At 70.6% G+C, this 23,521-nt stretch carries 17 protein-coding genes and 1 tRNA gene; 4 read left to right on the forward strand and 14 right to left on the reverse strand.

Annotated features, from left to right (window positions below):
• Positions 1 to 150: 150 nt before the first annotated feature.
• Both EDF42_RS10900 and pta read right to left on the reverse strand, forming a co-directional pair.
• Positions 151 to 1,347 (reverse strand): acetate/propionate family kinase, encoded by a 1,197-nt coding sequence (locus EDF42_RS10900; protein ID WP_123292135.1) that lies wholly within the window; start codon positions 1,345 to 1,347, stop codon positions 151 to 153.
• A 66-nt stretch (positions 1,348 to 1,413) separates the two neighbouring features.
• Positions 1,414 to 3,522, reverse strand: coding sequence for a phosphate acetyltransferase (pta, locus tag EDF42_RS10905; protein ID WP_123292134.1), 2,109 nt, complete (start codon positions 3,520 to 3,522; stop codon positions 1,414 to 1,416).
• Between the two features lie 121 nt (positions 3,523 to 3,643).
• Here pta and EDF42_RS10910 point away from each other — a divergent pair.
• A tRNA-Ser gene (locus EDF42_RS10910) sits at positions 3,644 to 3,731 on the forward strand.
• A gap of 292 nt (positions 3,732 to 4,023) precedes the next feature.
• Positions 4,024 to 4,668: a hypothetical protein gene (locus EDF42_RS10915; protein WP_123292133.1), complete on the forward strand. Its 645-nt coding sequence runs from the start codon at positions 4,024 to 4,026 to the stop codon at positions 4,666 to 4,668.
• Positions 4,669 to 4,687: 19 nt separating this feature from the next.
• Here EDF42_RS10915 and EDF42_RS10920 read toward each other — a convergent pair whose 3' ends face one another.
• Positions 4,688 to 6,775, reverse strand: coding sequence for a helicase HerA-like domain-containing protein (locus EDF42_RS10920; protein ID WP_123672344.1), 2,088 nt, complete (start codon positions 6,773 to 6,775; stop codon positions 4,688 to 4,690).
• A 64-nt stretch (positions 6,776 to 6,839) separates the two neighbouring features.
• Positions 6,840 to 8,096, reverse strand: a complete 1,257-nt coding sequence (locus tag EDF42_RS10925; RefSeq protein WP_123338877.1) for a multidrug effflux MFS transporter — start codon at positions 8,094 to 8,096, stop codon at positions 6,840 to 6,842.
• A 225-nt stretch (positions 8,097 to 8,321) separates the two neighbouring features.
• Between EDF42_RS10925 and EDF42_RS10930 the strand changes: the two genes are divergently transcribed.
• Positions 8,322 to 8,903, forward strand: coding sequence for a TetR/AcrR family transcriptional regulator (locus EDF42_RS10930; protein WP_185002788.1), 582 nt, complete (start codon positions 8,322 to 8,324; stop codon positions 8,901 to 8,903).
• A 102-nt stretch (positions 8,904 to 9,005) separates the two neighbouring features.
• On the opposite strand, the gene EDF42_RS10935 is transcribed toward EDF42_RS10930, so the two are convergent.
• From EDF42_RS10935 to EDF42_RS10965, 7 genes are all read right to left on the reverse strand, one after another.
• The gene (locus EDF42_RS10935) at positions 9,006 to 9,608 is read right to left on the reverse strand and encodes a substrate-binding domain-containing protein (RefSeq protein WP_123338875.1); all 603 of its coding nucleotides are present in this window, start codon (positions 9,606 to 9,608) and stop codon (positions 9,006 to 9,008) included.
• A 1-nt stretch (position 9,609) separates the two neighbouring features.
• Entirely contained in the window at positions 9,610 to 11,010 is a 1,401-nt protein-coding gene (locus EDF42_RS10940) for an MFS transporter (RefSeq protein ID WP_123338874.1), read from the reverse strand.
• Between the two features lie 67 nt (positions 11,011 to 11,077).
• Entirely contained in the window at positions 11,078 to 12,223 is a 1,146-nt protein-coding gene (locus tag EDF42_RS10945; RefSeq protein WP_123672345.1) for a cystathionine gamma-synthase, read from the reverse strand.
• Between the two features lie 14 nt (positions 12,224 to 12,237).
• Positions 12,238 to 13,602, reverse strand: a complete 1,365-nt coding sequence (locus tag EDF42_RS10950) for a cystathionine beta-synthase (RefSeq protein WP_123672346.1) — start codon at positions 13,600 to 13,602, stop codon at positions 12,238 to 12,240.
• Positions 13,603 to 13,612: 10 nt separating this feature from the next.
• The gene (locus tag EDF42_RS10955) at positions 13,613 to 15,046 is read right to left on the reverse strand and encodes a mechanosensitive ion channel domain-containing protein (RefSeq protein ID WP_123672347.1); all 1,434 of its coding nucleotides are present in this window, start codon (positions 15,044 to 15,046) and stop codon (positions 13,613 to 13,615) included.
• The gene (locus EDF42_RS10960) at positions 15,043 to 17,283 is read right to left on the reverse strand and encodes an adenylate/guanylate cyclase domain-containing protein (RefSeq protein ID WP_123672348.1); all 2,241 of its coding nucleotides are present in this window, start codon (positions 17,281 to 17,283) and stop codon (positions 15,043 to 15,045) included. The genes EDF42_RS10955 and EDF42_RS10960 overlap by 4 nt, the downstream gene beginning before the upstream one ends.
• Positions 17,284 to 17,614: 331 nt before the next feature.
• Positions 17,615 to 19,498: an ABC transporter ATP-binding protein gene (locus EDF42_RS10965; protein WP_260235387.1), complete on the reverse strand. Its 1,884-nt coding sequence runs from the start codon at positions 19,496 to 19,498 to the stop codon at positions 17,615 to 17,617.
• Between the two features lie 141 nt (positions 19,499 to 19,639).
• On the opposite strand from EDF42_RS10965, the gene EDF42_RS10970 reads away from it, so the two are divergent.
• Positions 19,640 to 21,064 (forward strand): amino acid permease, encoded by a 1,425-nt coding sequence (locus tag EDF42_RS10970; RefSeq protein ID WP_123672349.1) that lies wholly within the window; start codon positions 19,640 to 19,642, stop codon positions 21,062 to 21,064.
• A 188-nt stretch (positions 21,065 to 21,252) separates the two neighbouring features.
• On the opposite strand, the gene EDF42_RS10975 is transcribed toward EDF42_RS10970, so the two are convergent.
• The 3 genes from EDF42_RS10975 to rplJ form a co-directional block, all read right to left on the reverse strand.
• Entirely contained in the window at positions 21,253 to 22,170 is a 918-nt protein-coding gene (locus EDF42_RS10975; protein ID WP_123672350.1) for a type IV toxin-antitoxin system AbiEi family antitoxin domain-containing protein, read from the reverse strand.
• A 287-nt stretch (positions 22,171 to 22,457) separates the two neighbouring features.
• Positions 22,458 to 22,838, reverse strand: a complete 381-nt coding sequence (gene rplL, locus EDF42_RS10980) for a 50S ribosomal protein L7/L12 (RefSeq protein WP_017888664.1) — start codon at positions 22,836 to 22,838, stop codon at positions 22,458 to 22,460.
• 51 nt (positions 22,839 to 22,889) lie between these two features.
• Entirely contained in the window at positions 22,890 to 23,405 is a 516-nt protein-coding gene (gene rplJ, locus EDF42_RS10985; RefSeq protein WP_123292121.1) for a 50S ribosomal protein L10, read from the reverse strand.
• Positions 23,406 to 23,521: the final 116 nt, after the last annotated feature.

The following is a 23,521-nucleotide window of genomic DNA, read 5'->3' on the forward strand; positions in this document are numbered from 1 at the left end:
CGCACCGTGCGCACCTCATCACCCCGTGCGAGCTTGCACGCTCCGTGCCGCGCCACAAGCGCGCACCCAGCGACCAACCCCGCACCAGCCCACGCACGCCGCACCATGCTGGCACCGGGCCACGCACCGCACCGCGCCCCGCGCACCGCGTCAGAGCGCGACCGCAGCCGACTGCCGCGCGATCTCCAGTTCCTCGTTCGTCGGGATCACGAGCACCGCGACACGTGACGTGTCCGTGGAGATGACCCGGGCCTCCCGGGATCCCAGCTCGTTGCGGTCCGCGTCGATCTCGATGCCCAGGTGCTCGAGCCCGGCGAGCACGCGCCGGCGCAGCAGCGCGTTGTTCTCGCCGACGCCGGCGGTGAAGACCACCGCGTCGAGCCCGCCGAGCTGCGCCGTGTAGGCGCCGACGTAGCGACGGATGCGGTGGCGGTACACGGCGAGCGCCGCCTCGGCGACCTCGTCGCCGTTGAGGGCGGCGTCCTGGACGTCGCGCATGTCGCCGTTGCCGGTGAGGCCGAGCAGCCCGGACTGCTTGTTGAGCATGGTGTCGAGCTCGTCGAAGGACAGCCCGGCCTCGCGGTGCAGGTGCAGCAGGACGGCGGGGTCGAGGTCGCCGGAGCGGGTGCCCATGACGAGGCCCTCGAGCGGCGTGAGGCCCATCGACGTCTCGATCGACTTCCCGCCGTCGATCGCCGCGGCCGAGGCACCGTTGCCCAGGTGCAGCACGATGGTCTTCAGCTCGGACAGCGGGCGGTCGAGGAAGACCGCGGCCTGCTCGGAGACGTACTTGTGGCTCGTGCCGTGCATGCCGTAGCGGCGGATGGAGTACTTCGCCGCCAGGTCGGCCGGGATCGCGTACGTGTACGCGTGCGGCGGCATGGTCTGGTGGAACGCGGTGTCGAACACGGCGACGTGCGGCACGTCGGAGAACACCTGCTTCGCGGCCCGGATCCCCTCGAGGTTCGCCGGGTTGTGCAGCGGCGCGAGGCTGTTCAGCGCCTCGATCTGTCGTTCGACGTCGTCCGTCACCACCGTTGCGCGGTCGAAGGTGGTGCCGCCGTGCACGACGCGGTGGCCGACGACGGCCGGCGGGTGCTCGTCGAACGACGGACCGACCTTGGCGAACGCGTCGATCATCGCCTGGAACCCAGCGGCGTGGTCCGGCACGGACGCGGCGTCGTTCGACGACGACTCCCCCGTCAGCGCGTTGGTGTGCTTCCACGCGCCGGCCGACTCGCCGATGCGCTCCACGAGCCCGGAGGCGAGCGTGCGCTCCCCCTCGAGTTCGATGAGCTGGTACTTGAACGAACTCGATCCGGAGTTCACGACGAGGGCTGCGGTCACGGGTGGTGTCGCTTTCTGCTCATGGCCTGGTCGGCCGGACGGGAGGCGCGGTGTGCGTCGCGCAGGTCAGGCCGCGTCGGACGCGGTGCCGGCCTGGATCGCGGTGATCGCGACGGTGTTCACGATGTCGCTGACGAGGGCGCCGCGGGAGAGGTCGTTGATCGGCTTGCGCAGGCCCTGCAGGACCGGCCCGATGGCGACCGCTCCGGCGGAGCGCTGCACGGCCTTGTACGTGTTGTTGCCCGTGTTGAGGTCCGGGAAGATGAAGACGGTCGCCTTGCCGGCCACCGGGGAATCCGGCATCTTCGTGCTGGCGACCGTCGGGTCCGCAGCGGCGTCGTACTGGATCGGGCCCTCGACGAGCAGGTCGGGACGGCGTTCGCGCACGAAGGCGGTGCCGGCGCGGACCTTGTCGACGTCGGCGCCGGTGCCGCTGTCGCCGGTCGAGTAGCTGAGCATCGCGACGCGGGGGTCGATGCCGAACTGGGTGGCCGTCTCGGCCGACGAGATCGCGATGTCGGCGAGCTGTTCGCTCGTCGGGTCCGGGATCACCGCGCAGTCGCCGTAGACCAGGACGCGGTCGGCGAGCGCCATCAGGAAGACGCTCGACACGATCGACGTGTCCGGACGGGTCTTGATGATCTCGAAGGACGGCCGGATGGTGTGCGCGGTGGTGTGCTTCGCGCCGGAGACCATGCCGTCGGCGAGTCCGAGCTGGACCATCATCGTGCCGAAGTACGAGACGTCGGTCACGGTGTCGCGCGCGAGCTCGATCGACATGCCCTTGTGCGCCCGGAGGCGGGTGTACTCCTCGGCGAAGCGTTCGCGGAGCTCGGGGTCGAACGGCGACACGAGCTGGGCGGCGTCGAGGTCGAGTCCGAGCTCGGTCGCGCGGGTGCGGATCGCGGCGGGGTCGCCGAGGATCGTCAGCTCGCAGACCTGGCGGGCGAGCAGCGTCGACGCCGCGCGGAGGATGCGGTCGTCCTCGCCCTCGGGCAGCACGATGTGCTTGCCGTAGCCCCGTGCCCGGTCGAGCAGCCCGTGCTCGAACATGAGCGGCGTGACGACGCCGGACGGCGTGAGCTGCAGACGGTCGCGCAGGGATTCGGCGTCGACGTGCTGCTCGAACAGGGCGAGCGCGAGGTCGGCCTTGCGGGGCGAGTCCGCCGCCAGGCGCCCGCGGGTCTGCGTGATGCGGAGGGCGGTGTCGTACGTGCCCAGGTCGTTCTGCGCGATCGGCAGCGAGCTCGACAGCCCCTCGAGCAGCCGGGAGATCTGCGGTGCGGTCTCGAACCCGCCGTTCAGGATCACGCCGGCCAGGCTCGGGAACGTGTCCGACTGGTTCGCCAGCAGGGTCGCGATGAGCACGTCGCTGCGGTCACCGGGGACCACGACGATGCCACCCTCGATCAGGCGCGGCAGGACGTTCTCCATGCTCATGCCGGCGACGACGGTGCCGAGTGCCTCGCGGTCGAGCAGGGCGTCGTCCCCGCGCACCAGGGTGGCGTCGGTCGCCTGCAGCAGCGCACGGACGGTCGGGGCGACGAGGACGCGGTCCTCCGGGATCGCCCACACGGGCACGTCCGGGTGGTCGTCGTGCACGGCCCGCTCGACACTCGCCACGATCGCGGCGAGGGCCTCCGGGTCGGCGCGGTTCACGACGACGCCGAACAGCTGCGCGTGCGCCGCCCGCAGTTCGCTCGTCGTGACGTCCGCGACCTGCGCCATCCCCTCGGGCGTGCGGGCACCGCGCTCGGCGGCGTCACGACCACCGAGGACGAGGAGCACCGGGGCACCGAGGTTCGCGGCGACCTTCGCGTTGAACGACAGCTCGGTGGGGCTGCCGACGTCCGTGTAGTCGGACCCGAGCACGACCACCGCGTCGCACTGCCGCTCCACCTGGGCGAAGCGGTTCACGATGGTGCCGAGCGCGGCGTCCGGATCCGCGTGGACGTCGTCGTAGGTGACCCCCACGGCGTCGTCGTACGAGATCCCGACCGCGGTGTGCTGCAGCAGCAGTTCGAGCACGTAGTCGGGTTCGGCGACCGAGCGGGCGACGGGGCGGAACACGCCGACGCGGCCGACGGAGCGCGCGAGGGTCTCGAGGACACCGAGGGCGACGGTGCTCTTGCCCGTGTGCCCTTCTGCTGACGTGATGTAGATGCGGGTCGACACGCGCCCCAGGGTAGTCGCCGGACATGTCACGACAACTGGGAGCACCCGCCTCGACGACACACGGTCGTGAGCACCCCCGGGAACCTGTACCATTGGGTGTCGCCGTCGCGAGACAGCGCAAGGAGAATTCGCCTAGTGGCCTATGGCGCACGCTTGGAAAGCGTGTTGGGTGCAAGCCCTCGGGGGTTCGAATCCCCCATTCTCCGCCAGCAAGGCCCCGCACCGAGTGCGGGGCCTTCGTCGTTCCAGGCGGCGCGCGTCGTGATCGCGCCGGCTGGTCCCCCACGCGGCGGACCCATCTGTCCCCTGTTCGCCAAGGACTGGCCGTCAAACGCCGATCCGGGGTGGAACGGGCTGTCCTCGGTCCCCGTCGTGCACCTATGCTTGCCGGAGCGGACGACTCCGGGACGAGTCGAGCGCGGTGCATCGAGCGGCAGGGGCGTCGCTCGCAGGGCGGCCGATTCGGCGTGCCCGGGAGACCCGAGGGTTCAGGAGACGCGCATGGGGGACATGACGGTGCCAGCGACGCCGCACCTGCGTGCCACCGTGTACGACGTCGTCCTCCGCCCCCGCCGGTCCCTGGTCCGTTCGACTGCGCTGAGCATCGTGTTCTCGGCCGTGCCGCTCGCCGTCGCCCTGGTCTGGGTGTCGTTCCCGTTCCGGACGTGGGCGATGGTCGCGACGGTGGTCGTCGCGCTGGCGGTCCTGGTCGGCGTGGTCTTCGTCCGACTGAGCACGGCGTACATCGGCATCGACCCCGACGGCCTGACGATCCGGGGCGTGGTCACCGCGCACCGTCGGATCCCCCGCGACCGTGTGCACAGCCTGGTGCTCGCCACCACCTACGGCAGCTCGGTCGACCGCACCATGCGCGAGCTCGTGGCGTTCGACGCGACGGGCGCCCACCTGTTCCGCATCCGTGCCGACGTGTGGGGCGACGACGGGCTCGCTCAGGTCGTCGACGCCCTGGGCGTGCAGGTGACGGAAGAGGCACGTCCGGTCTCGGCCCGGGTCTTCGCGAAGCGCTACCCGTCGAGCCGCGCCTGGTACGAACAGCGGCCGGCCTACCTGCTCGTCGGCGGCGTGGCAGCACTCGTCGTCCTGGGTCTGCTCGTCGTCGAGTTCACCGGCCTGCTCGGTCGCTGACGCTCGGCGCTGCTGGACGTCACCGACGTCGGCGCAGCGTCGAGAAGATCCCCTGCACGACCTCCTTCGCGATCGTGCCGCCGAGCCGTGACCCGAGCAGGTCCGACAGCGGGTCGTCCGCCTTCCGTGAGGTCGTCGTCCGCGTGCTCCGCCCCGAACGGCCCGAACGCCGCGACGCCGCAGCCCGCTCGGCCTTCTCGAACTCGCGCTGCGTCCGCTCGTACTCCTTCTGCGCAGCAGCCCGCTCGCGTTCCTCCTGCTTGGCCTGCGCCGCGGCCTCCTTGGCCGCGGTCGCCGCCGCCCGCGCGGCTTCCTTCTCGGCCTCGGCCGCCGCGAGGGCTGCGTCCTTCTGCGCGTCCGCCGCCGCCGCCTCGGCAGCAGCTGCCTCCATCCGACGTGCCAGCATCTCGTGCGCCGAGTCAGGGTCCACCCGGGTGCCGTACGTCGCGAGCAACGGCGATGCCTGCACCCGCGACTGCATCTCGGCGGCGGGCATCGGGTCCATCGAGCCCTGCGGCGCGCGCAACCGGGTCCACGCGACCGGCGTCGGCGCGCCCTTCTCGTTCATGACGGTGACGATCGCCTCGCCGGTCGCCAGCGAGGTCAGCACCTCGCCCAGGTCGTAGTCGCTCGACGGGTAGGTCGACACCGTCGCCCGCAGCGCCTTCGCGTCGTCGGGGGTGTGCGCCCGCAGCTGGTGCTGGATGCGCGAGCCGAGCTGCGCCAGGACGTCGTTCGGCACGTCCTTCGGGGTCTGGGTCACGAAGAAGATCCCGACGCCCTTCGACCGGATCAACCGCACGGTCCGCACGATCTGGTCCGTGAAGTCCTTCGACGCCCCGCTGAACAGCAGGTGTGCCTCGTCGAAGAAGAACACCAGCTTGGGCTTGTCCTGGTCGCCGACCTCCGGCAGTTCGTTGAACAGGTCGGCCAGCAACCACATCAGGAACGTCGAGAAGACCTCGGGCTGGTCCTGCACGCCCGGGACCTCGAGCAGGCTCACGATCCCCCGGCCGTCCGCCGCCGTGCGCAGGAACACCTGCGTGTCGATCTCGGGCTCGCCGAAGAACTGGTCGGCGCCCTTGTCGGCGAACGTGATGAGCTCGCGCAGGATCACCCCGGCGGTCTGCTTCGACAGACCACCGAGCTCGGCGAGTTCGCCCTTGCCCTGGTCGCCCACCAGGAACGTCAGCACGCTCCGCAGGTCCGCCAGGTCGACGAGCGGCAACCCGGCCTGCTCCGCGTAGTGGAACACCAGTCCGAGCGAGGACTCCTGGGTGTCGTTCAGGCCGAGCACCTTCGACAGCAGCAACGGCCCGAACCCGGACACCGTCGCGCGGATCGGCACGCCCGTGCCCTGACCACCGAGCGAGAAGAGCTCCGCCTGGCTCGCGACGCCCTGCCACTGCTGGCCGATGCCCGCGGTGCGCGCGAGCAGCTTCTCGTTCCCCTGCCCGACCACCGCGAGCCCGGACAGGTCGCCCTTGATGTCGGCCGCGAAGACCGGCACGCCGTTCGCCGCGATCTGTTCGGCGAGGACCTGCAGCGTGCGGGTCTTGCCGGTACCGGTCGCGCCGGCGACCAGCCCGTGCCGGTTCAGCATGCCGAGCGGGATGCGGACCTGGACGTCGGGCTGCGCCTCGCCGTTCACGAGGGCACCGAGTTCGAGCGCCTGCCCCTCGACGGTGTAGCCGGTGCGGATCGCGGCGACGGCGTCCGGTCCGAGCGGGCCCCCGCCACTGCCGGGAGGCGCGGTGCCGGCCGCAGGGGCGTCCGCCGGTGCCAGGACGGCCGCGTCGGGAGCCGCCGGCACGTCGTCCGGGACGGCTGCGGTGGGCCCAGCGGTGGTGGGCTCTGGAGCCGGTGGGGTGGCGGCGGCGGGCTCCGCGTCGGGGGCGAGCCGGGCCTCCTGTCCGGAGGGTGCCGGGGACTCGACGACCGCCGGTTCGGCGTCCGGCGTGAGTGCCGGTGCTTGTGCTTGTGCCGCGAGTGCGGCGGCGAGCTCCTCGGCCCGCTGCACGGCTTCGTCGGCCAACCGGCGTGCCTCGTCCGCTGCCTGCCTGGCGGCCTCGGCCGCTGCCCGTGCCTGCTCCACCGCGTCGCTCATGGGCACAGCCTATGGACGCGCGGGGGCCGCTGTCCGGCTGTCCCGGGCAGCTGTGGAGAACCCGTCAGTGCGTGAGCTCGGGAACCGTCCGGGGCCGCACCACGAACCACAGGATCAGGATGGCCATCAACGCGGTCGAGGCCATCACCATCGCCATCGGGGTCGCGGTGGTGATGCCGAGCCAGCCGACGATCGGTGAGATCAGGCCGGCGACACCGAAGTTCAGGGCACCGAGCAGCGACGCCGCTGTGCCGGCCTCCTTGCCGTGCGCAGCCAGGCCGATGACCTGGACGAGGGGGAACGAGAACCCGCACGCCGCGATGAAGAACCACAGGGGCACGAGCACGCCCACGAGCCCCGCACCGAGCTGGTCGAGCACGATGATCGCGATCGACGCCAGGAACAGGGTCGCCGTCGAGCACGCCAGGATCCACTGCGGCCCGACGCGCTGCGCCAACCGCGCGGAGATCTGCACACCGAGCACGACGCCGACGGAGTTCACCGCGAAGAGCAGCCCGTACTGCTGGGCGTCGAGTCCGTAGACGCCCTGGAACAGGAACGGCGACGAGCTGAGGTACGAGAACAACCCGCTGAACACCATCGCCCCGATGAGCGCGACCCCCACGAAGATCCGGTCGGAGAACAGCGCCTTGTACCGCTGACCGATCGTGGAGTGGCCGGCCTCGCGACGTCGGGCCGGGGGCAGGGTCTCGACGATGAGCAGGATCGACGCGATCACCACGGCCAGGCCGTAGCAGGCGAGGAAGACGAAGATGCCGCGCCAGCTGGTGAACTGGAGCATCTGCGAGCCGATGAGCGGCGCGAGGATCGGTGCCAGCCCGTTCACCATCGCCAGGCGCGACAGCATCCGGACGAGCGGCTTGCCGCCGAACAGGTCGCGGACGGTGGCCATCGCGACGACACCGCCGGCGGCCGCGCCCATGCCCTGGAGCACGCGGAACACCGCGAGGAGCTCGATGTCGGGGGCGGTCGCCGCGCCGATCGACGCGGCGATGTGCACCGTCGTCGCGATGATGAGCGGCAGCCGGCGGCCGACCTTGTCGCTCCACGGACCGACGAGCAGCTGCCCGAACGCGAACCCGAGCGTCGTCGCCGTGAGCGTCAGCTGCACGGCGCCGTCGGTGACGCCGAACTGCTCCTTGATCGCCGGGAACGCCGGCAGGTACAGGTCGATCGTGAACGGCCCGAGCGCCGTCAGGGCGCCCAGGACGAAGACGTAGACGAGTCGCTGCCCACGGGAGAGGGAGTCTCCGGGGTGCAGGACGACCCGGAGCGAACCGGTGGTGGCGGGCGCGGTCACGAGCAGGAGTCCTTCGGCGGTGAGGGGCGGGGAGGTGATCGCGGCGTCGATCGAATCGATTCGTCCGCGGAACCATCTTACGGGCCGACGGAGCGCTCCCAACGCCGTCGGCACGGATTGCCCGCGTGTTGCCACCCGCCGTCAGCGTGCCGATCCCGCGCCATGCGGTACCGTCGGACTGCTCGGGGGCCTCCGGGTGAACCGGATCAGAAGGGGGTGGGCGTCATGGTGGATGCCCGGATCCTGCACACGACCGCCGCCCTGCGTGAAGCGATCCTGCGACTGGCGGCCGACCGCCCCGTCTCCGAGATCACCGTCGCGGACGTCACCCGTGCCGCCGGCATCAACCGCGCGACGTTCTACTCGCACGCGGTCTCCCCCGGATCGCTGCTCGCCGACGTGCTGACGCCGGAGCTCGACCGCATCCGGCAGGACGACGCTGACGACCGACGGGCCGCAGCCGCCCGCGGGGCCGACGCGGGCGAGCTCGCGACCATCACGCGGCGGGGCATCAACGCGGTCGTCGAGCACGTGACCACCCACCGCGACATCTACGCCAAGGCCCTGCCGGACCCGAACGACGCGTCGCTGCACCGGCTGCTCGTGGGCCACTTCACCGAGTCGAGCGCTCTGCACATCCGCGAACTCGACGCCGACCGCCGCCCGGAGCTCCTCGACGACGTGGCCGCCGGCTACGTCGCGCAGGGCTTCGTCGGGGCCATCGAGGCGTGGCTCGCCGGACCCCGACGGTCGCGGAAGGCGCTGGTCGAGACGATCACGCTGTCGTTCCCGGCCTGGTGGAGCTGAGCTGAGCCGCCTGGTGGAGCTGAGCTGAGCCGCCTGGTGGCACGGCGCTGACCGGCCTGGTGGCACGGCGCTGACCGGCCTGGTGGCGCGGCTCGGCTCGGCTCACTCGGCGTCGGTCGTGTCGCCGTCGCTCGGTTCGGTCTCCGGCTTCTCGCCGCGCTGCAACGACTGCACGACCTCGACCGCGGTGGCCGCCAGGTCCGCGTCGTCCGCACCGGCGGGCACCCGGTAGTCGGCCGACACACCGTCGCCGCCGGTACCGCTCGCCGGCAGCGGATCACCCAGGGACACCACCACGACGCCGGCGTCGTGCGCGGTCTGGATCACCCCGGTGAGCGCGGACGGCCGAGCCGCGTGCACGAGCAGGGCCTTGGCGCCCTTGCTGACGAGCTGCGCGACCGCGGTCCGCTGGGACGCCGCCGCACCGGACGCGGGTGCGACCCGGACGTCGGGACGGAACCCGGCATCGGACAGGCCGGTCCGCAGGTCCTCACCCAGGGCCGCGTCGTCGTCGAGCAGCACGACGCCGATGACGGCCTGCTTGTCGAACCCGCCGTCGGAGCTGGTCAGGTCCGTGCTCTGCACCGGCGTGGGCGCAGCAGAGGTCGTGCCCTGGCAGCCGGCCAACGCGAGGGCGGCCGTCAGGACGACGGCTGCAGCGACGATGCGCACCACGGGTGTCTCCTCTTCCGTCCGGTCTGCCACGCTACCCGGCTGCGCGGTCCGGCGACGCCGACGACACCGGTGCGGGGACGGGTCCGAGCCGCCGGACCGCGGCGATCGCCAGTGCGGCGAAGCAGATCATCGCCGCGAAGACCAGCGGGAAGGACACCGTGCCCTCGGCGCCGCCGGTCGCGGTGAACAGCAGCCCGGTGACCGCCAGGCCGATGACGCTGCCCGCGGCGTCGGCGATGGTGAGCGCCGAGCTCGCGAACCCGTCGTCGCCCTCGCCCGAGAACCGCAGGGTGAGCATCGACGTCCGCGGGTAGATCGCCCCCATGCCCGCGCCGCCGACGAACCAGCCGCCGACGAGCACCCACCACGGCAGGTCGAGCGTCGCCACCGCGAAGGCCGCCAGCAGGCTCACCAGGACGAGCGCGAGTCCGACACCAAAGGTCCGACGTGCGGTCAGGCGCTGCTCCCCCAGCCGACCGTGCGCCCAGCTCGAGGCCGCCCAGCTGAGTGCGGCGACGGTCAGCGCGAGCCCCGCTGCCGATGCGGACAGGCCGTGCTTCGCCTGCAGCAGGAACGGCACGTACGCCTCGCTGCCGAAGAACGAGGCTGCCACGAGCCCGCGCAGCAGCACCACCGACGGCAGTCCGGCGGCGGCGCGGAAGGTGCCGGTCGGCAGCAGCGGGCGCAGCGCGAACCACGTCCCGACCAGTCCGACCACGACCGCGGCCACCATCCCCCACGGGGTCAGGTCCGGCGCGACGTTCAGCAGCAGGATCGACACGGCAGCGGCGACCGACCACCCGATCCGGATCCGCTGCCACGGCGGCCGCAGCTCGACCGCCGGTGCCTGCAGCCGCCCGAGCGTCGGTACGAGCACGCTGAACGCACCCACGGCGATCACGAGCGCCCCCGCGAAGACCCAGTGCCAGTTCCACGTGTCGGTGACGATGCCGGCGATCGCCGGGCCGATGAGCGCCGGGACCACCCACGCGGCCGCGAACCCGGCGAACACCGGTCCGTGCAGCTCGGCGGGGAAGATCCTGGCGACGAGCACGTACAGCACGACGTCGATCGCGCCGGCACCGAAGCCCTCGACCAGTCGACCGACGAGGAAGACCTCCATCGTCGGCGCGAGCATGACCACGGCGGTCCCGACGGCGAACAGCAGCGCGGAGACCCAGGCGACGATCCGGCCGCCGGCGCGGTCGGTCCAGTTGCCGGCGAGCACCATGCCGGGCACCCCGGCCGCGAGCGGTGCCGCGAAGGCCAGGGCGTACAGGGCCTCGCCGTCCAGATCGCGACTGATCACCGGCATGATCGTCGTCATCGCCAGGTTCTGGAACGCCGCGACGCCCACGATGGCGACCATGCCGATCGTCGCGAGGGCGTACCGCCCGCTCAGCAGGCCCGTCCTCGTCGCCGTGGTGCTCACCCGCTCATCGTAGGGGCGAGGGACGACACCGCCGACGGCGCGGGGCGGAAACCCCGCGCGATGCGCGTCAGCGCGTCAGCGCCTGCTGCAGGTCCGCGATCAGGTCGCCCGCGTCCTCGATGCCGACGGACAGCCGCACCACGTTCTCGGGCACCGCGAGCTCCGTGCCCTTCACCGAGGCGTGCGTCATCTCGCTCGGGTACCCGATGAGCGACTCCACACCCCCGAGCGACTCGGCCAGCGCGAACAGCTCCGTCGACTCCGCGAAGCGCCGGGCCGCGTCCGGTCCGCCGGACAGTGCGACGGACAGCATCCCGCCGAACCCGCGCATCTGGCGGGCGGCGACGTCGTGCCCCGGGTGGTCGGAGAGGCCCGGGTAGTAGACGCGCTCGATGCCCGGCGCGGCGACGAGCGCCTCGGCGACGGCCTGCGCGTTCGTGGAGTGCCGCTCCATCCGGACCGCCAGGGTCTTGATGCCGCGGGTGGTCAGGAAGGCGTCGAACGGCGACGAGATCGCACCGGCGCCGAACTGCAGGAACTGCACCTTCGCCGCGAGCTCCTGATCGGCGAGCACGACGGACCCACCGACGACGTCGGAGTGGCCACCCAGGTACTTCGTCGTCGAGTACACGACGACGTCCGCACCGAGCGACAACGGCTGCTGCAGGTACGGCGACGCGAAGGTGTTGTCCACGACGACGAGTGCACCGGCCTCGTGCCCGATGGTCGCGAGTCCGGCGATGTCGGCGATCTTCATGAGCGGGTTGGTCGGCGTCTCGACCCAGAGCACGGTGTCCTCGGGGGCGCCCTGCAGCGCGGTCCGGACCTGGTCGAGCTCGCTCATGTCGACGACGACGAGCTCGACGCCCCACGGCACGTGCAGTCGGCTGACCAGACGGTGGGTCCCGCCGTAGACGTCGTTCCCCATCACGACGCGGGCCCCGGGACGGAGCGCCGCCCGGAGCAGGGCGTCCTCGGCGGCGAGACCGGACGCGAACGAGTACGCGGCCACGCCGCCGTCCAGGTCGGCGAGCAGCGTCTGCAGGGAGTCGCGCGTCGGGTTGCCGGCGCGGGAGTACTCGTAGCCGTTCCGCATCCCGCCGATGCCGTCCTGCACGTAGGTGGACGTCAGGTGGATCGGCGGGATGACGGCGCCGGTGAGGCCGTCGGGCTCCTGGCCGGCGTGGACGGCGCGGGTGCTGAACTCGGTCATGCTGGCTGCGTTCCTTACTCGGAGAGGTAGGTCAGGAGGTCGTGGCGGGTCAGGACCGTGACCGGCTTGCCGTCCTCGACGACGAGCAGGGCGTCCACCGTCTCGAGGGCTCGACGCGCTGCGGACACGGACTCGCCCACGCCGATCAACGGGAGCGGTTCGCCCACGAAACCGGTCAGGGCGTCCGTCATCTTCGCGGCACCGGTGAAGACCTGTTCGAGCAGGTCCTTCTCGGCGACGGCGCCGATGACCTCGCCGATGACGACCGGCGGTTCCGCGCTGAGCACGGGCATCTGGGACACCCCGTACTTGGTCATGATGTCGACGACCTCGCGCACGGTGTCCGCCGGGTGCGCGTGCACCAGGTCGGGCAGACGGCCGTCCTTGCCAGCGATGAGCGACCCGACGGTGCGCGCCTCGTCGGTCTCGGCGAAGCCGTACGAGCGCATCCACCGGTCGTTGAAGATCTTGCCGAGGTAGCCGCGACCGCCGTCGGGCAGCAGCACCACGACGACGTCGTCCTCGGTCAGGTCGCGGGCGGCCCGCAGCGCTGCGACGACCGCCATCCCGCTGGACCCGCCCACGAGCAGGCCCTCTTCCCGCGCCAGGCGGCGGGTCATCGCGAACGAGTCGGCGTCCGACACCGCGATGATCTCGTCCGGCACCTCGGGGTCGTACGCAGTCGGCCAGAAGTCCTCGCCCACACCCTCGACCAGGTACGGCCGGCCGGTGCCGCCGGAGTAGACCGAGCCCTCGGGGTCGGCCCCCACGATGCGGACACGGCCGCCGGATGCCTCCTTCAGGAAGCGCCCGGTGCCCGAGATGGTGCCACCCGTCCCGACACCCGCGACGAAGTGGGTGATCTGCTGCTCGGTGTCGCGCCAGATCTCCGGACCGGTGGTCTCGTAGTGGCTGCGCGGGCCGTTCGGGTTGGCGTACTGGTTCGGCTTGTAGGCGCCCGGGATCTCGCGGACGAGCCGGTCGGACACCGAGTAGTACGACTCCGAGTGTTCCGGCGGAACCGCGGTCGGCGTGACGACGATCTCGGCGCCGTACGCGGTCAGGACGTTGCGCTTGTCCTCGCCGACCTTGTCCGGCAGCACGAACACGCACCGGTAGCCGCGCTGCTGGGCGACGAGGGCCAGCCCGACCCCGGTGTTGCCCGAGGTGGGTTCGACGATCGTCCCGCCGGGTCGCAGGTCACCGGAGGCCTCGGCCGCGTCGATGATCCGCGTGGCGATGCGGTCCTTCGACGACCCACCGGGGTTGAGGTACTCGACCTTCACCAGGACGGTCGCGCGCACCCCCTCGGTGACGCGGTTGAGCTTGACGAGCGGGGTGTCGCCGACGAGGTCGACCACGGAGTTCGCGTAACGCACGGGCCCGAGTCTAGGACGCCGTCACCGCGTTCTGCTGGGATGCGACGTGCGCGGACACCGCTGCGGACACCTCGGCACGTCGACGGTCGATCACGTCGCCCATGTCGCGCGCCAGCGCCGGGGTGGACCGGACGATCTGGTCGAGCGCCGTGGCGGGGATGACCAGCACCGAGACCTCGGTGAGCGCCGTGGCGGTCGTGAGCAGCGCCTCCCGGGTCAACGCCGTCTGTCCGACGTAGTCGCCGGCCTCGACGCGGGTCGCCGGCAACTCGGCGTCCTCGAACGGGACCCGGAGGTCCACGCTGCCGGACAGGACGAACCGGACCGAGTCCGGCACGGTCCCCACCCGGTGGATGACCTCGCCGGCGGCGTAACGCTCCAGGCGCACGACCGGGGCGAGTGCGACGCTGTCGTCCCCGCTCAGGTACAGCGTCGCGGCGATGGCCGCGACCGCCTCGTCGCGGCGGGCGTCCGTCACGAAGTCGTCGGTGGTGTCGCCGTCGAGCCCGAGTCCGGCGCGACGCGCCGCGTACCAGAGCCACATCCGGAACTGGGCGAGCGCGTCGGCCTCCTGTGAGGGGCCGCGCACCTGGAACGACACCGTGTACGCCGCGCCCCCCGCAGGCACCGCCGTCGGTCGCGTCCCGGTGTACAGCTGCGGGAGACCGCTGGCGACCCGCTCGAGCAGGGCGACCACGGCGGCGGGTGGGTCGTCCGTCGTGAACGTGACGTCGGTCGACACCGGGAACGTGCCACCGGTGCGGCTGAGGTTCGTGAACGATGCCCCGGCCAGCGATCCGATCGGGGTGATCAGGATGCCCTCGCCGGTGTCGACGTGCACCGATCGCCAGTTGACCTCGACCACCCGGCCGCGCGTGCCGCCGATGTCGAGCCAGTCGCCGAGGCGGAACGGCTGCTCGAACAGCAGGAACAGGCCGGCGACGATGGGCCCGACGGCGGTCTGCAACGCCAGGGCGATCACGAACGACCCGACCCCGAGCGCTGTGAAGATGCCGCCGATGTCGGTCCCCCACACGATGCGGAACACCACCGCGAGTCCGATCGCCACCAGGATGACGCGGGCGATGTCGACGAAGATCGACGGGATCTTCTCGCGCCAGGTCCCCTTCCGGGCGTTCGTGAACATCAGGATGTTCAGCCCGTTCAGCACGAACACGATCAGCAGGAAGCCGAGCACGGTCGCGATGACCTGGCTGACCACCGGTCGACCCGGGTCGACCGCGTCGGTCACCTGCACCGACAGGACCAGGATCGCGATGACCGGGACGACGGCGTTGCGCAGCAGCGCGACGACCTTCGACATCGGGTTGTGCCGACGCTCGAGGCTCGACTGCACCTCGGTGAGCAGGAGCAGCAGGAGTGGCAACCCGACGATCACGCTGATCGATGGCCAGAACCACGCCTGCTCCCAGAAGGCGATCACGACGCCACCCGCTCGAGCTTCCAGACCTTCTGCGGTCCGCTCTGGGTCTGCACCGTCGCGACGTCCTGCACGCCACTGCGGTCACCGAGCTTGTCGATCACGCGCTGCGTCGCGTACACCCCGGGCGCGGGCGCGATGCCCTGGACCCGGTACGCCAGGCTGACGGCATCGCCCCACATGTCGTAGACGATGCTGGAACGACCCACCAGACCGCTCGTCACCTGGCCGGTGTCGATGCCCGCGCGCAGCCCGACCTTCGAACCGTGCTGGGCGTTGAACCGCTCGAGCGCACCCTGTGCTTCCTCCGCCCAGTCGACCACCCGCCGGACGTTGTCGACGCGGGGCACGCTCAGACCGCAGCTGGCCAGGTAGCCGCTGCGCGTCGTGCGCACCCGCTCGATGCCGTGCCGACCAGCGGCTTCGTCGAGCGACCGCCACAGGTCGTTGAGCAGCGACAGCGACTCCTCCGCCGTCAGGCCGGCGGCGAAGTCGTCGTACCCGATGATGTCCGCGTAGACGACCGCGACGTCCTGGTGGTCCGAGGCGATGGTCTCGTCGCCCTGCTTGTACCGCCGGGCGACCTCCTCCGGCATGAGCGTCAGGAGCAGGGTGTCGTTCTGCCGTCGCTGCTCGTCGAGCAGGTCCTGCTTCACCTGCAGGCTCCGGCTCATGTCGTTGAAGGCGAGGCCGAGGTCACCGATCTCGTCGCCGGGCTTCGTCTTCACCTCGACGCCGAGATCGCCACTGCTGACCCGGTTCACCGCGGTTTGCAGGCGACGGATCGGGCGGACGAAGACCTGTGCCAGCAGCAACGACAGCAGGCTCACCAGGACGATGATGGCGACCAGGGACAACCCGATGTTCCGGGCGAAGTCGTTCACCGGAGCGAAGGCCTCGGCGGTGTCCATCTGCGCCACGACCACCCAGCGCAGGCCGTCCACCTCGAGCGGCGCGTACGCGGACAACACCTCCTTGCCCCGGTAGTCGTTCGAGATCACCGTGCCCGACTTGCCCTGCAGTGCCCGGCTGACCGGTGTGGTGTTGACCTCCTGCAGGAGTACCGAGCCCTTCACGGCGGCCTGCCGCGCGGCCGTGCCGGGCGCGGTCCCCGCGGCGATCACGTCGCGCTGGTACTGCTTCGGGTGCTCGAGCAACTGGCGCGGGTAGGACCGCATCAGGTGGTCCGCCCCCACCAGGTACGACTCCCCCGTGTCGCCGAGCCCGTCGTCGGCCCAGTCCTGGTTGCCCGTCATGACCTGGTTGATGAGGTCCACGGGCACCTGCACGGCCATCACGCCGATGATCTTGCCGTCGTCGGCCACCGGGGACATCACCCACAGCGTCGGCACGTTGAGGCTCGGTGCGTACCGGGCGAAGTCGGTCACCACGAAGTCGTCCGCACTGGTCAGCTGCAGCGCCTGCTCGTACCCGCTCGCCAGGTTCGAGTCGCGGTACGGACCGTCCCGCAGGTTGGAACCGAGGTCCGCCCCGGAGTAGGTCGAGTACGTCACGTCGCCGTCGGTGTCCATGAGGAGCAGGTCCTCGTAGCCGGCGGACTCGACCGCCTGCCGGAAGTACGGCTGGTACTCGGCGTGCGCCTCGGACCATGTGCTGCCGTCACCGGCGTCGTCGAGCTGCGCGGCCTTGTCGTAGTCGTCGAAGGGCGCCGTGTACCGGGCCTGCAGGTACGCCTGCGGATCGGTGGTCGGCGCGAACTGGTCCGGGTTCGCCGAGCCGCCGCTCCGGGCGTCGAGCTGCGGGACGAACGTGTCCGCGTACCAGGCGTCGACCTTCGTGTGGTCGGCGTCCGACACCGGACGGTCACGCAGGTCGTCCCACCCGGCCGAGAACGCCTTCGTCGCGCCGATCACGCTCTCGTTGCGGGTCTGGGCGACGACCGTCTGCGTGAACTGGTCGAACGACCGCTTCAGTTCGGTGATCCGCGCCTCGCGCAGCGACGTCACCTGGTTGAGCGCTGCGGCCTCGAGCGAGGCACGACCGTTCAGGTACCCGACGACACCGACCACCAGCGCCGCGACGATGCTCACGGCGAGCAGCATCACCAGCAGCTTCGACTGGATGTCGAGTGAGCCGCTCGTCAGGAACGCCCGGAGCTTGCCCTTCCGGCGCGGTGCGTCCTCGACGACGCGAGGACCGCCCGTCTGCGAGTCCGTCGCCGGCGGGATCGGGTCAGGACCGGGGCTGCTGGTGTCGGACGTCGGTGGGACTGCAGTCACTTCGAACTCCGCTCAGGAGGGCAGGGTGCACGCGTGCGCGTCAACCACAGCTACCACGCGAGCAACACTCGTGTCAGGTATCCGACGTTCGTTGCGGCTTCGTGACCTCGGTGGTCGCGTTCGCGACATCTGTCGCGGTGCGGGGTGGAGACGGCGGGGCGGAGACGGCGAGCGCGAGACGGCGGGCTGGAGACGCGGGCGGGCGGCCGGGAGGCGCGTTGCGGCGCGGTCACGGGCCTCCTGTCCGCCGTCGGGTCACCTGTCCGTTCCGCGCACGCGCCGCGCACGCTGGCACCGGTCGGTCTGTGCGCACCGGCACCGGCCGGCCAGCTCAGCGCTCGACGGCGTCTGCCGGGGTGTTCTGCTGCCGGTGCAGGAGCGCGTAGGTGCCGTCGAGCGCGAGGAGTTCATCGTGCGTTCCCTGCTCGACGATCCGCCCGTGGTCGAGCACGAAGATGACGTCGGCGTCCCGGATCGTCGACAGCCGGTGCGCGATCGAGATGGTGGTGCGCCCCGCAGCCGCGGTGTCGAGCGCGGTCTGCACCACGCGCTCCGAGATCGAGTCCAGCGCGCTCGTGGCCTCGTCGAGCACGAGCACTGGCGGGTCCTTCAGGAGCACCCGTGCTATCGCGATCCGCTGCTTCTCGCCGCCGGACAGCCGGTACCCGCGCTCCCCCACGACGGTGTCGTAGCCGTCCGGGAACGAGGCGATCGTGTCGTGGATGTTCGCCGCGCGTGCCGCTCGTTCGACCTCGTCGTCGGTGGCGTCCGGTTTGGCGTAGCGCAGGTTGTCGCCGATCGTCGCGTGGAACAGGTACGTCTCCTGGCTGACGATCCCCACGTGGCGCATGAGGTCCTCGTGCACGAGGTCGCGGACGTCCTGCCCGGCGAACCGCACGGAGCCCTCGGTCGCCTCGTACAACCGTGGCACCAGGTACGACACGGTGGTCTTGCCCGCACCAGACGGACCGACGAAGGCGGCGAACTGGCCGGGCCGGAGATCGAACGAGACCCCGCGGAGCGTCGGCTTGTCGGCCTCGCCGTCCGGGTACGTGAACGTCACGTCGTCGAACGCGACGTGACCGACCATGGTGTCGTCGACGGGCTTCGCCGTGGGCGAGTCCGTGATCGCGGGCTTCAGGTCGAAGTACTCGAAGATGCGGGCGAACAGCGCTCCGGAGGTCTGCAGGTCGAGCACCACCCGGAGCAGTCCGACCGTCGGGAACAGCAGGCGCGACTGCACCGTCGTGAACGCGACGATGGTGCCGGCGGTGATCGGGACGTCGCCGATGATCAGCCAGGCCGCGACGAGGTAGATGATCGCCGGGATGATCGACAGGAAGATCTGCACGATCGCGAAGAACCACTGCCCGGACATCTGCTGGCGGACCTGCAACTGGATCTGGTTGCGGTTCTCGTCCCCGTATCGGCGGGTCTCACTGCGCTGCTGGTTGAAGCTCTTGGCCAGCAGGATGCCGGAGACGCTCAGTGCCTCTTGCGTGATCGCCGTCATGTCGGACAGCGACTCCTGCGTCTGCCCGGCGATGCGGGCACGGACCTGCCCGACCCGACGCTGCGCGATGACGAGCAACGGGAGCAGCACGACCGCGACCAGGGTCATCTGCCAGCTCAGCAGCAGCATGGCGACGATGGCGGCGATGACCGTGACGGTGTTGCCGAGCACCGACGAGATCGTGTTGTTCAGCACGCTCGCGACGCCGCCGACGTCGTTCTGCAGGCGGGACTGGATGACCCCGGTCTTCGTGCGGGTGAAGAACGCGAGTTCCATGCGCTGCAGGTGCCCGAACAGGCGCATCCGCATGGCGCCCATGACCTTGTTGCCGACTGTCGCCGTCAGGTACGTCTGCCAGACGCCCACCCCGGCGCTCGCGATCCAGAGGAACACCATCGCCGTCACGAGCTCGACCAGCACCGGGACGTCGGGGCTGCCGGACGGGGGAAACAGGCCCCGGTCGAACGCCTGCTGCGTCAACAGCGGCGGGATCACCGAGATCGCCGCGCCGATCAGCACGAGGACGACCGTCAGGATGATCGACCTGCGGTGCGGGACGAACAGCCCGGCGATCCGCTTCACCAGGTGCGGGATCTTCGGCGCTTCGGCGTTGGCGGCCTTCTGCGCACGGAAGTCACCGCTGGAGATCCGGCCGCCGCCGCGCGGACCACCGCCCCCGCGCATCCCGCCGCCCATGCTCATGCAGCAACCGTATCCCCGCGGTCGGACATCGGCGCGCGCTCGACGACCGCCGTTCCGCGGTGCAGTCCGACGGCCGTATTTGACCCCGTTCAGGGGGCGTGCGAGCATGTGCCGTCCCCGCCCCCGCACCACCGAGGTCCCATGACGTCCGCGCCGTCCCGTCCCACGTCCCTCCGCCAGCAGCTCGCCCGCCGCAAGCCGATCGAGCAACTGCAGTCCGAGGCGGCCGTCGGCGTCAACGGCGAACCGCTCCGCCGGTCGCTCGGTGTCTGGCACCTGACGATGATCAGCGTCGGCGCGACCCTCGGTACCGGCATCCTCGTGGTGCTCGGCACGGCCGTGCCGCTCGCGGGTCCCGCCGTGTGGATCTCCTTCGTCGTCGCCGGGATCGCGGCCCTGCTCTCGGCACTGTCCTACGCCGAGATGGCCGGAGCCGTCCCGACCTCGGGGTCGAGCTACTCGTACACCTACGCCACGATGGGCGAGGGCATCGCATGGGTCTGCGGATGGTGCCTCGTCCTCGAGTACGCCGTCTCGGTGGCCGCGGTCGCGGTCGGCGCGAGCGAGTACGTCGACGAGACCCTGCGCGTGTTCGGGTTGCACCTGCCGACGGCACTGTCCGCACCTCCGGGCGACGGCGGCGTCGTGAACCTGCCGGCGGCCGTCCTGGTCCTGCTCGCCACCGTCGTCCTGATCCCCGGTGCCCGCGAGAGCGCCTGGGTGAACACCGTCATGGTCGTCGTGAAGATCGCACTGCTCGTGTTCTTCGTGGTCGTCGCCTTCACGGCCTTCCAGGCGCAGAACTTCGAGCCGCTCGCGCCGATGGGTGCCGCCGGGGTGACGGCCGCGGCGTCCAGGCTCTTCTTCTCGTACATCGGGTTCGACGCCGCCTCCACCGCCGGCGAAGAGGCGAAGAACCCCCGCCGCGACCTCCCCCGGGCGATCATCGGTTCGATCGCGCTCATCACGGCGCTGTACATCCTCGTCGCCATCGCCGCCATCGGTGCCCGTTCGTGGACGGACTTCTCGTCGTCCGAGGCCTCGCTCGTCCGCATCGTGGTCGACGTCACGGGTCAGCCCCTCGTCGCGCTGGTGTTCTCGATCGGCGCGGTGATCGCGATCGCGAGCGTGGTGCTGACGGTGCTCTACGGCCAGACGCGGATCCTGCTCACCATGGCACGCGACGGCCTGGTGCCGAAGGTCTTCGGTCGGGTCTCCCGGCGCACCGGCACCCCCATCGCGAACACGTTGATCATCGGCATCGCGGTGACGATCGTCGCCGCCCTGGTCCCCCTGGGCGAGCTCGCCGACGCCACCAGCATCGGCACCCTCGTCGCGTTCGCGCTCGTCAACGTGTCGGTCATCGTGCTCCGTCGCTCGCAGCCCGACCTCGAGCGCTCGTACCGCGTCCCGCTGTTCCCCGTCGTGCCGGTCCTCGGCGCCCTGAGCTGCGTGCTACTGGCGGTGTTCCTCGGCGCCACGACGTGGATCGCCTTCGGCATCTGGATGGTCGTCGGCGCCGTGCTCTACCTGGCCTACGGCCGCCGTCACAGCACCTTGCGCTGACCCGCCCGCCCCGCCCTCCGGCCGGCCCCGCCCTGGGTGCGCCCCCCTCCGCCAAAGCGACAGGGTGCCGCCAACTGTTCGCAGACATCTGTCGCTCTGCTAGGAGGCCCGGCCCGGCGCCGGTAAGAAGTGTCGCTTTGGCAACACGATCGGTCTGACCTCCGCCCACCCACCGACAACCGAACCGGTCAGCGGCACGGCACGCCGTGCTGTCGGAACAGCGAACGGAGCCGTTCCGGTGCCACGACGTGCTCCCAGTAGACACGGACGAAGCCGTTCACCTCCGATCGACCCCGGACACGGTCTTCACGCTGCTTCTCGGTCCACACGGCTTCGACGCCGGTCTTCCCTCCGAGCATCCCGGCGTCCTCGTACTTCTGTCGACCGTCGAACTCCACGACGATGCCCTGGCGTGGCAGCCAGAAGTCCACGCGGTCGACACGGCCGTCCGGCGAGCGGAACTCGTGCTGCGGTTCCCAGTCCGGACAGTGCAACTCGGCAGCGCGGACGGCCAGGTACGACTCACCGACCGACTCGTGGCGCACATCACAGATCGCCAGGGCCTGCTCGAGCCGCACCGCACCCCACGGACCTCCGGCGGCGCACAGACGCTCGAGTTCCCCGCGTTCGACACCGCTCCGCATCGCATGATCGAGCCCCACGACGGCATCGGCGAGGGTGCCACGCCGAGCGTTCTCGACGGTGGTCTGCGCCAGCGCGGTGAACGGGACACCGTGGAACAGCTTTCCCGACCGCTCGGGCGCACCGGCGTGGACGGTCAGTCCAACGCGGTGCCGATCGTGCTCGAGCCCGGCGTCGACGGCCTGGACACGCTCGGGCCACGGATCGAGTCGTGGCAGACCGAACGCTGCGGCAGCCGAGTCGAGCGCGAACACCGCGTCGGACCGGAGCAACGGGATGACGGCCCGCATCCGGACGAGGTGTCGGGAGCGACCGTCCAGAGCCTCCCAGTGCGCACGTTCGACGTAGACGCCGTGCCGGACGCGCACGAGCTCGCCAGCCCGCTGCCGTCGCTGGAGATGGCGGGCGCCAGCCCGGTCGAGGTCGTTCGTGCGGAGGATGTCGATGGCGTTGGCGGGATGCATGACAGCACACTGTCGCTCCAGACGACCGGTCTCAGGAAACTGAGCCGATCTGTGGACAACCGCCGCGCCTCCCGGCGGTCAACAGTGTCCTGCCAAAGCGACAGATCTCAGCAGTCCCCGACTGGCTGTACTGCCATCGCGACAGAATGCCGCGAACAGTTGGCGCCACTCTGTCGCTTTGGCGGAAGCGCCACACACCCGCACACGCACCGCCGCACCGCACCCCGAGCAACGACGAAGGCCGCCACCCCGAGGGGCAGCGGCCTTCGTGAACCGAACGGTCGAGACTACGCGAGCTCGATCGTGGCGCCAGCGGCCTCGAGGGTCGCCTTCGCCTTGTCGGCGGTCTCCTTGTTCGCACCCTCGAGGATCTTGGCGTCGGCGGTCTCGACGAGCGCCTTTGCCTCACCGAGGCCGAGCGACGTCAGGCCACGGACCTCCTTGATGACCTGGATCTTCTTGTCACCAGCGGACTTGAGGATGACGTCGAACTCGGTCTTCTCCTCAGCGGCCTCGGCCGGGGCAGCGGCGGCCGGAGCGGCAGCAGCGGCCGGGGCAGCAGCGGTGACCTCGAAGACCTCTTCGAACTTCTTCACGAAGTCCGAGAGCTCGATGAGCGTGAGCTCCTTGAAGGCCTCGATGAGCTCGTCCTGCGAAAGCTTCGCCATGATTTTCTCCTACTACTCAGTAATACGTGTGGTTGTGGAACGCGAGCCTGATCAGGCCGCGGACTCCTGCTTCTCGCGAAGGGCGTCCACGGTGCGGACGGCCTGCGAGAGGGGGGCCTGGAACAGGTACGCAGCACCGAACAGCGAGGCCTTGAAGGCGCCGGCGAGCTTGCCGAGCAGAACTTCACGGGACTCGAGGTCGGCGAGCTTGTCCACCTCGGTCGCGGTGAGCGGGTTACCGTCGAAGTAACCGCCCTTCACCACGAGCTCGGGGTTCGCCTTGGCGAATGCACGCAGCGACTTCGCGACGGCGACGGTGTCACCGTGGACGAAGGCGAGAGCGGACGGACCGGCGAGTTCCTCGTCGAACGAGGAGATGCCGGCGTTGTTCGCCGCGATCTTGGTCAGCGTGTTCTTCACCACGGCGTACGTGGCGTGCTCACGGATCGAGTTGCGGAGCTCCTTGAGCTGCGCGACCGTGAGACCGCGGTACTCGGTGAGCAGAACGGCGTTCGAGCTACGGAAGGACTCCGTGAGCTCGGCGACCGCAGCTTCCTTGTTCGCCATGGTTCTCCTTGGGGTTTCTTGCCGGTAGCCCCAGGTCCACGAACGAAAAAAGCTCCGGCGCAGAGGCTCGGAGCTGCTCTCACCAGATGGTGGGAGTGGTTCGGAACACCTGCGCG

Origin of the sequence: Curtobacterium sp. PhB172, from assembly GCF_003752545.1 — a bacterium.
Taxonomy (GTDB): domain Bacteria; phylum Actinomycetota; class Actinomycetes; order Actinomycetales; family Microbacteriaceae; genus Curtobacterium.

Excerpts from the sequence above, each read along its gene's own strand:
- EDF42_RS10930 (WP_185002788.1), top strand. The coding sequence starts at position 8,322 with ATGGTGGATGCCCGGATCCTGCACACGACCGCCGCCCTGCGTGAAGCG.
- EDF42_RS10920 (WP_123672344.1), bottom strand. The coding sequence starts at position 6,775 with ATGAGCGACGCGGTGGAGCAGGCACGGGCAGCGGCCGAGGCCGCCAGG.
- EDF42_RS10970 (WP_123672349.1), top strand. The coding sequence starts at position 19,640 with ATGACGTCCGCGCCGTCCCGTCCCACGTCCCTCCGCCAGCAGCTCGCC.
- rplJ (WP_123292121.1), bottom strand. The coding sequence starts at position 23,405 with ATGGCGAACAAGGAAGCTGCGGTCGCCGAGCTCACGGAGTCCTTCCGT.
- EDF42_RS10915 (WP_123292133.1), top strand. The coding sequence starts at position 4,024 with ATGGGGGACATGACGGTGCCAGCGACGCCGCACCTGCGTGCCACCGTG.
- rplL (WP_017888664.1), bottom strand. The coding sequence starts at position 22,838 with ATGGCGAAGCTTTCGCAGGACGAGCTCATCGAGGCCTTCAAGGAGCTC.
- EDF42_RS10975 (WP_123672350.1), bottom strand. The coding sequence starts at position 22,170 with ATGCATCCCGCCAACGCCATCGACATCCTCCGCACGAACGACCTCGAC.
- EDF42_RS10945 (WP_123672345.1), bottom strand. The coding sequence starts at position 12,223 with ATGACCGAGTTCAGCACCCGCGCCGTCCACGCCGGCCAGGAGCCCGAC.
- EDF42_RS10965 (WP_260235387.1), bottom strand. The coding sequence starts at position 19,498 with ATGAGCATGGGCGGCGGGATGCGCGGGGGCGGTGGTCCGCGCGGCGGC.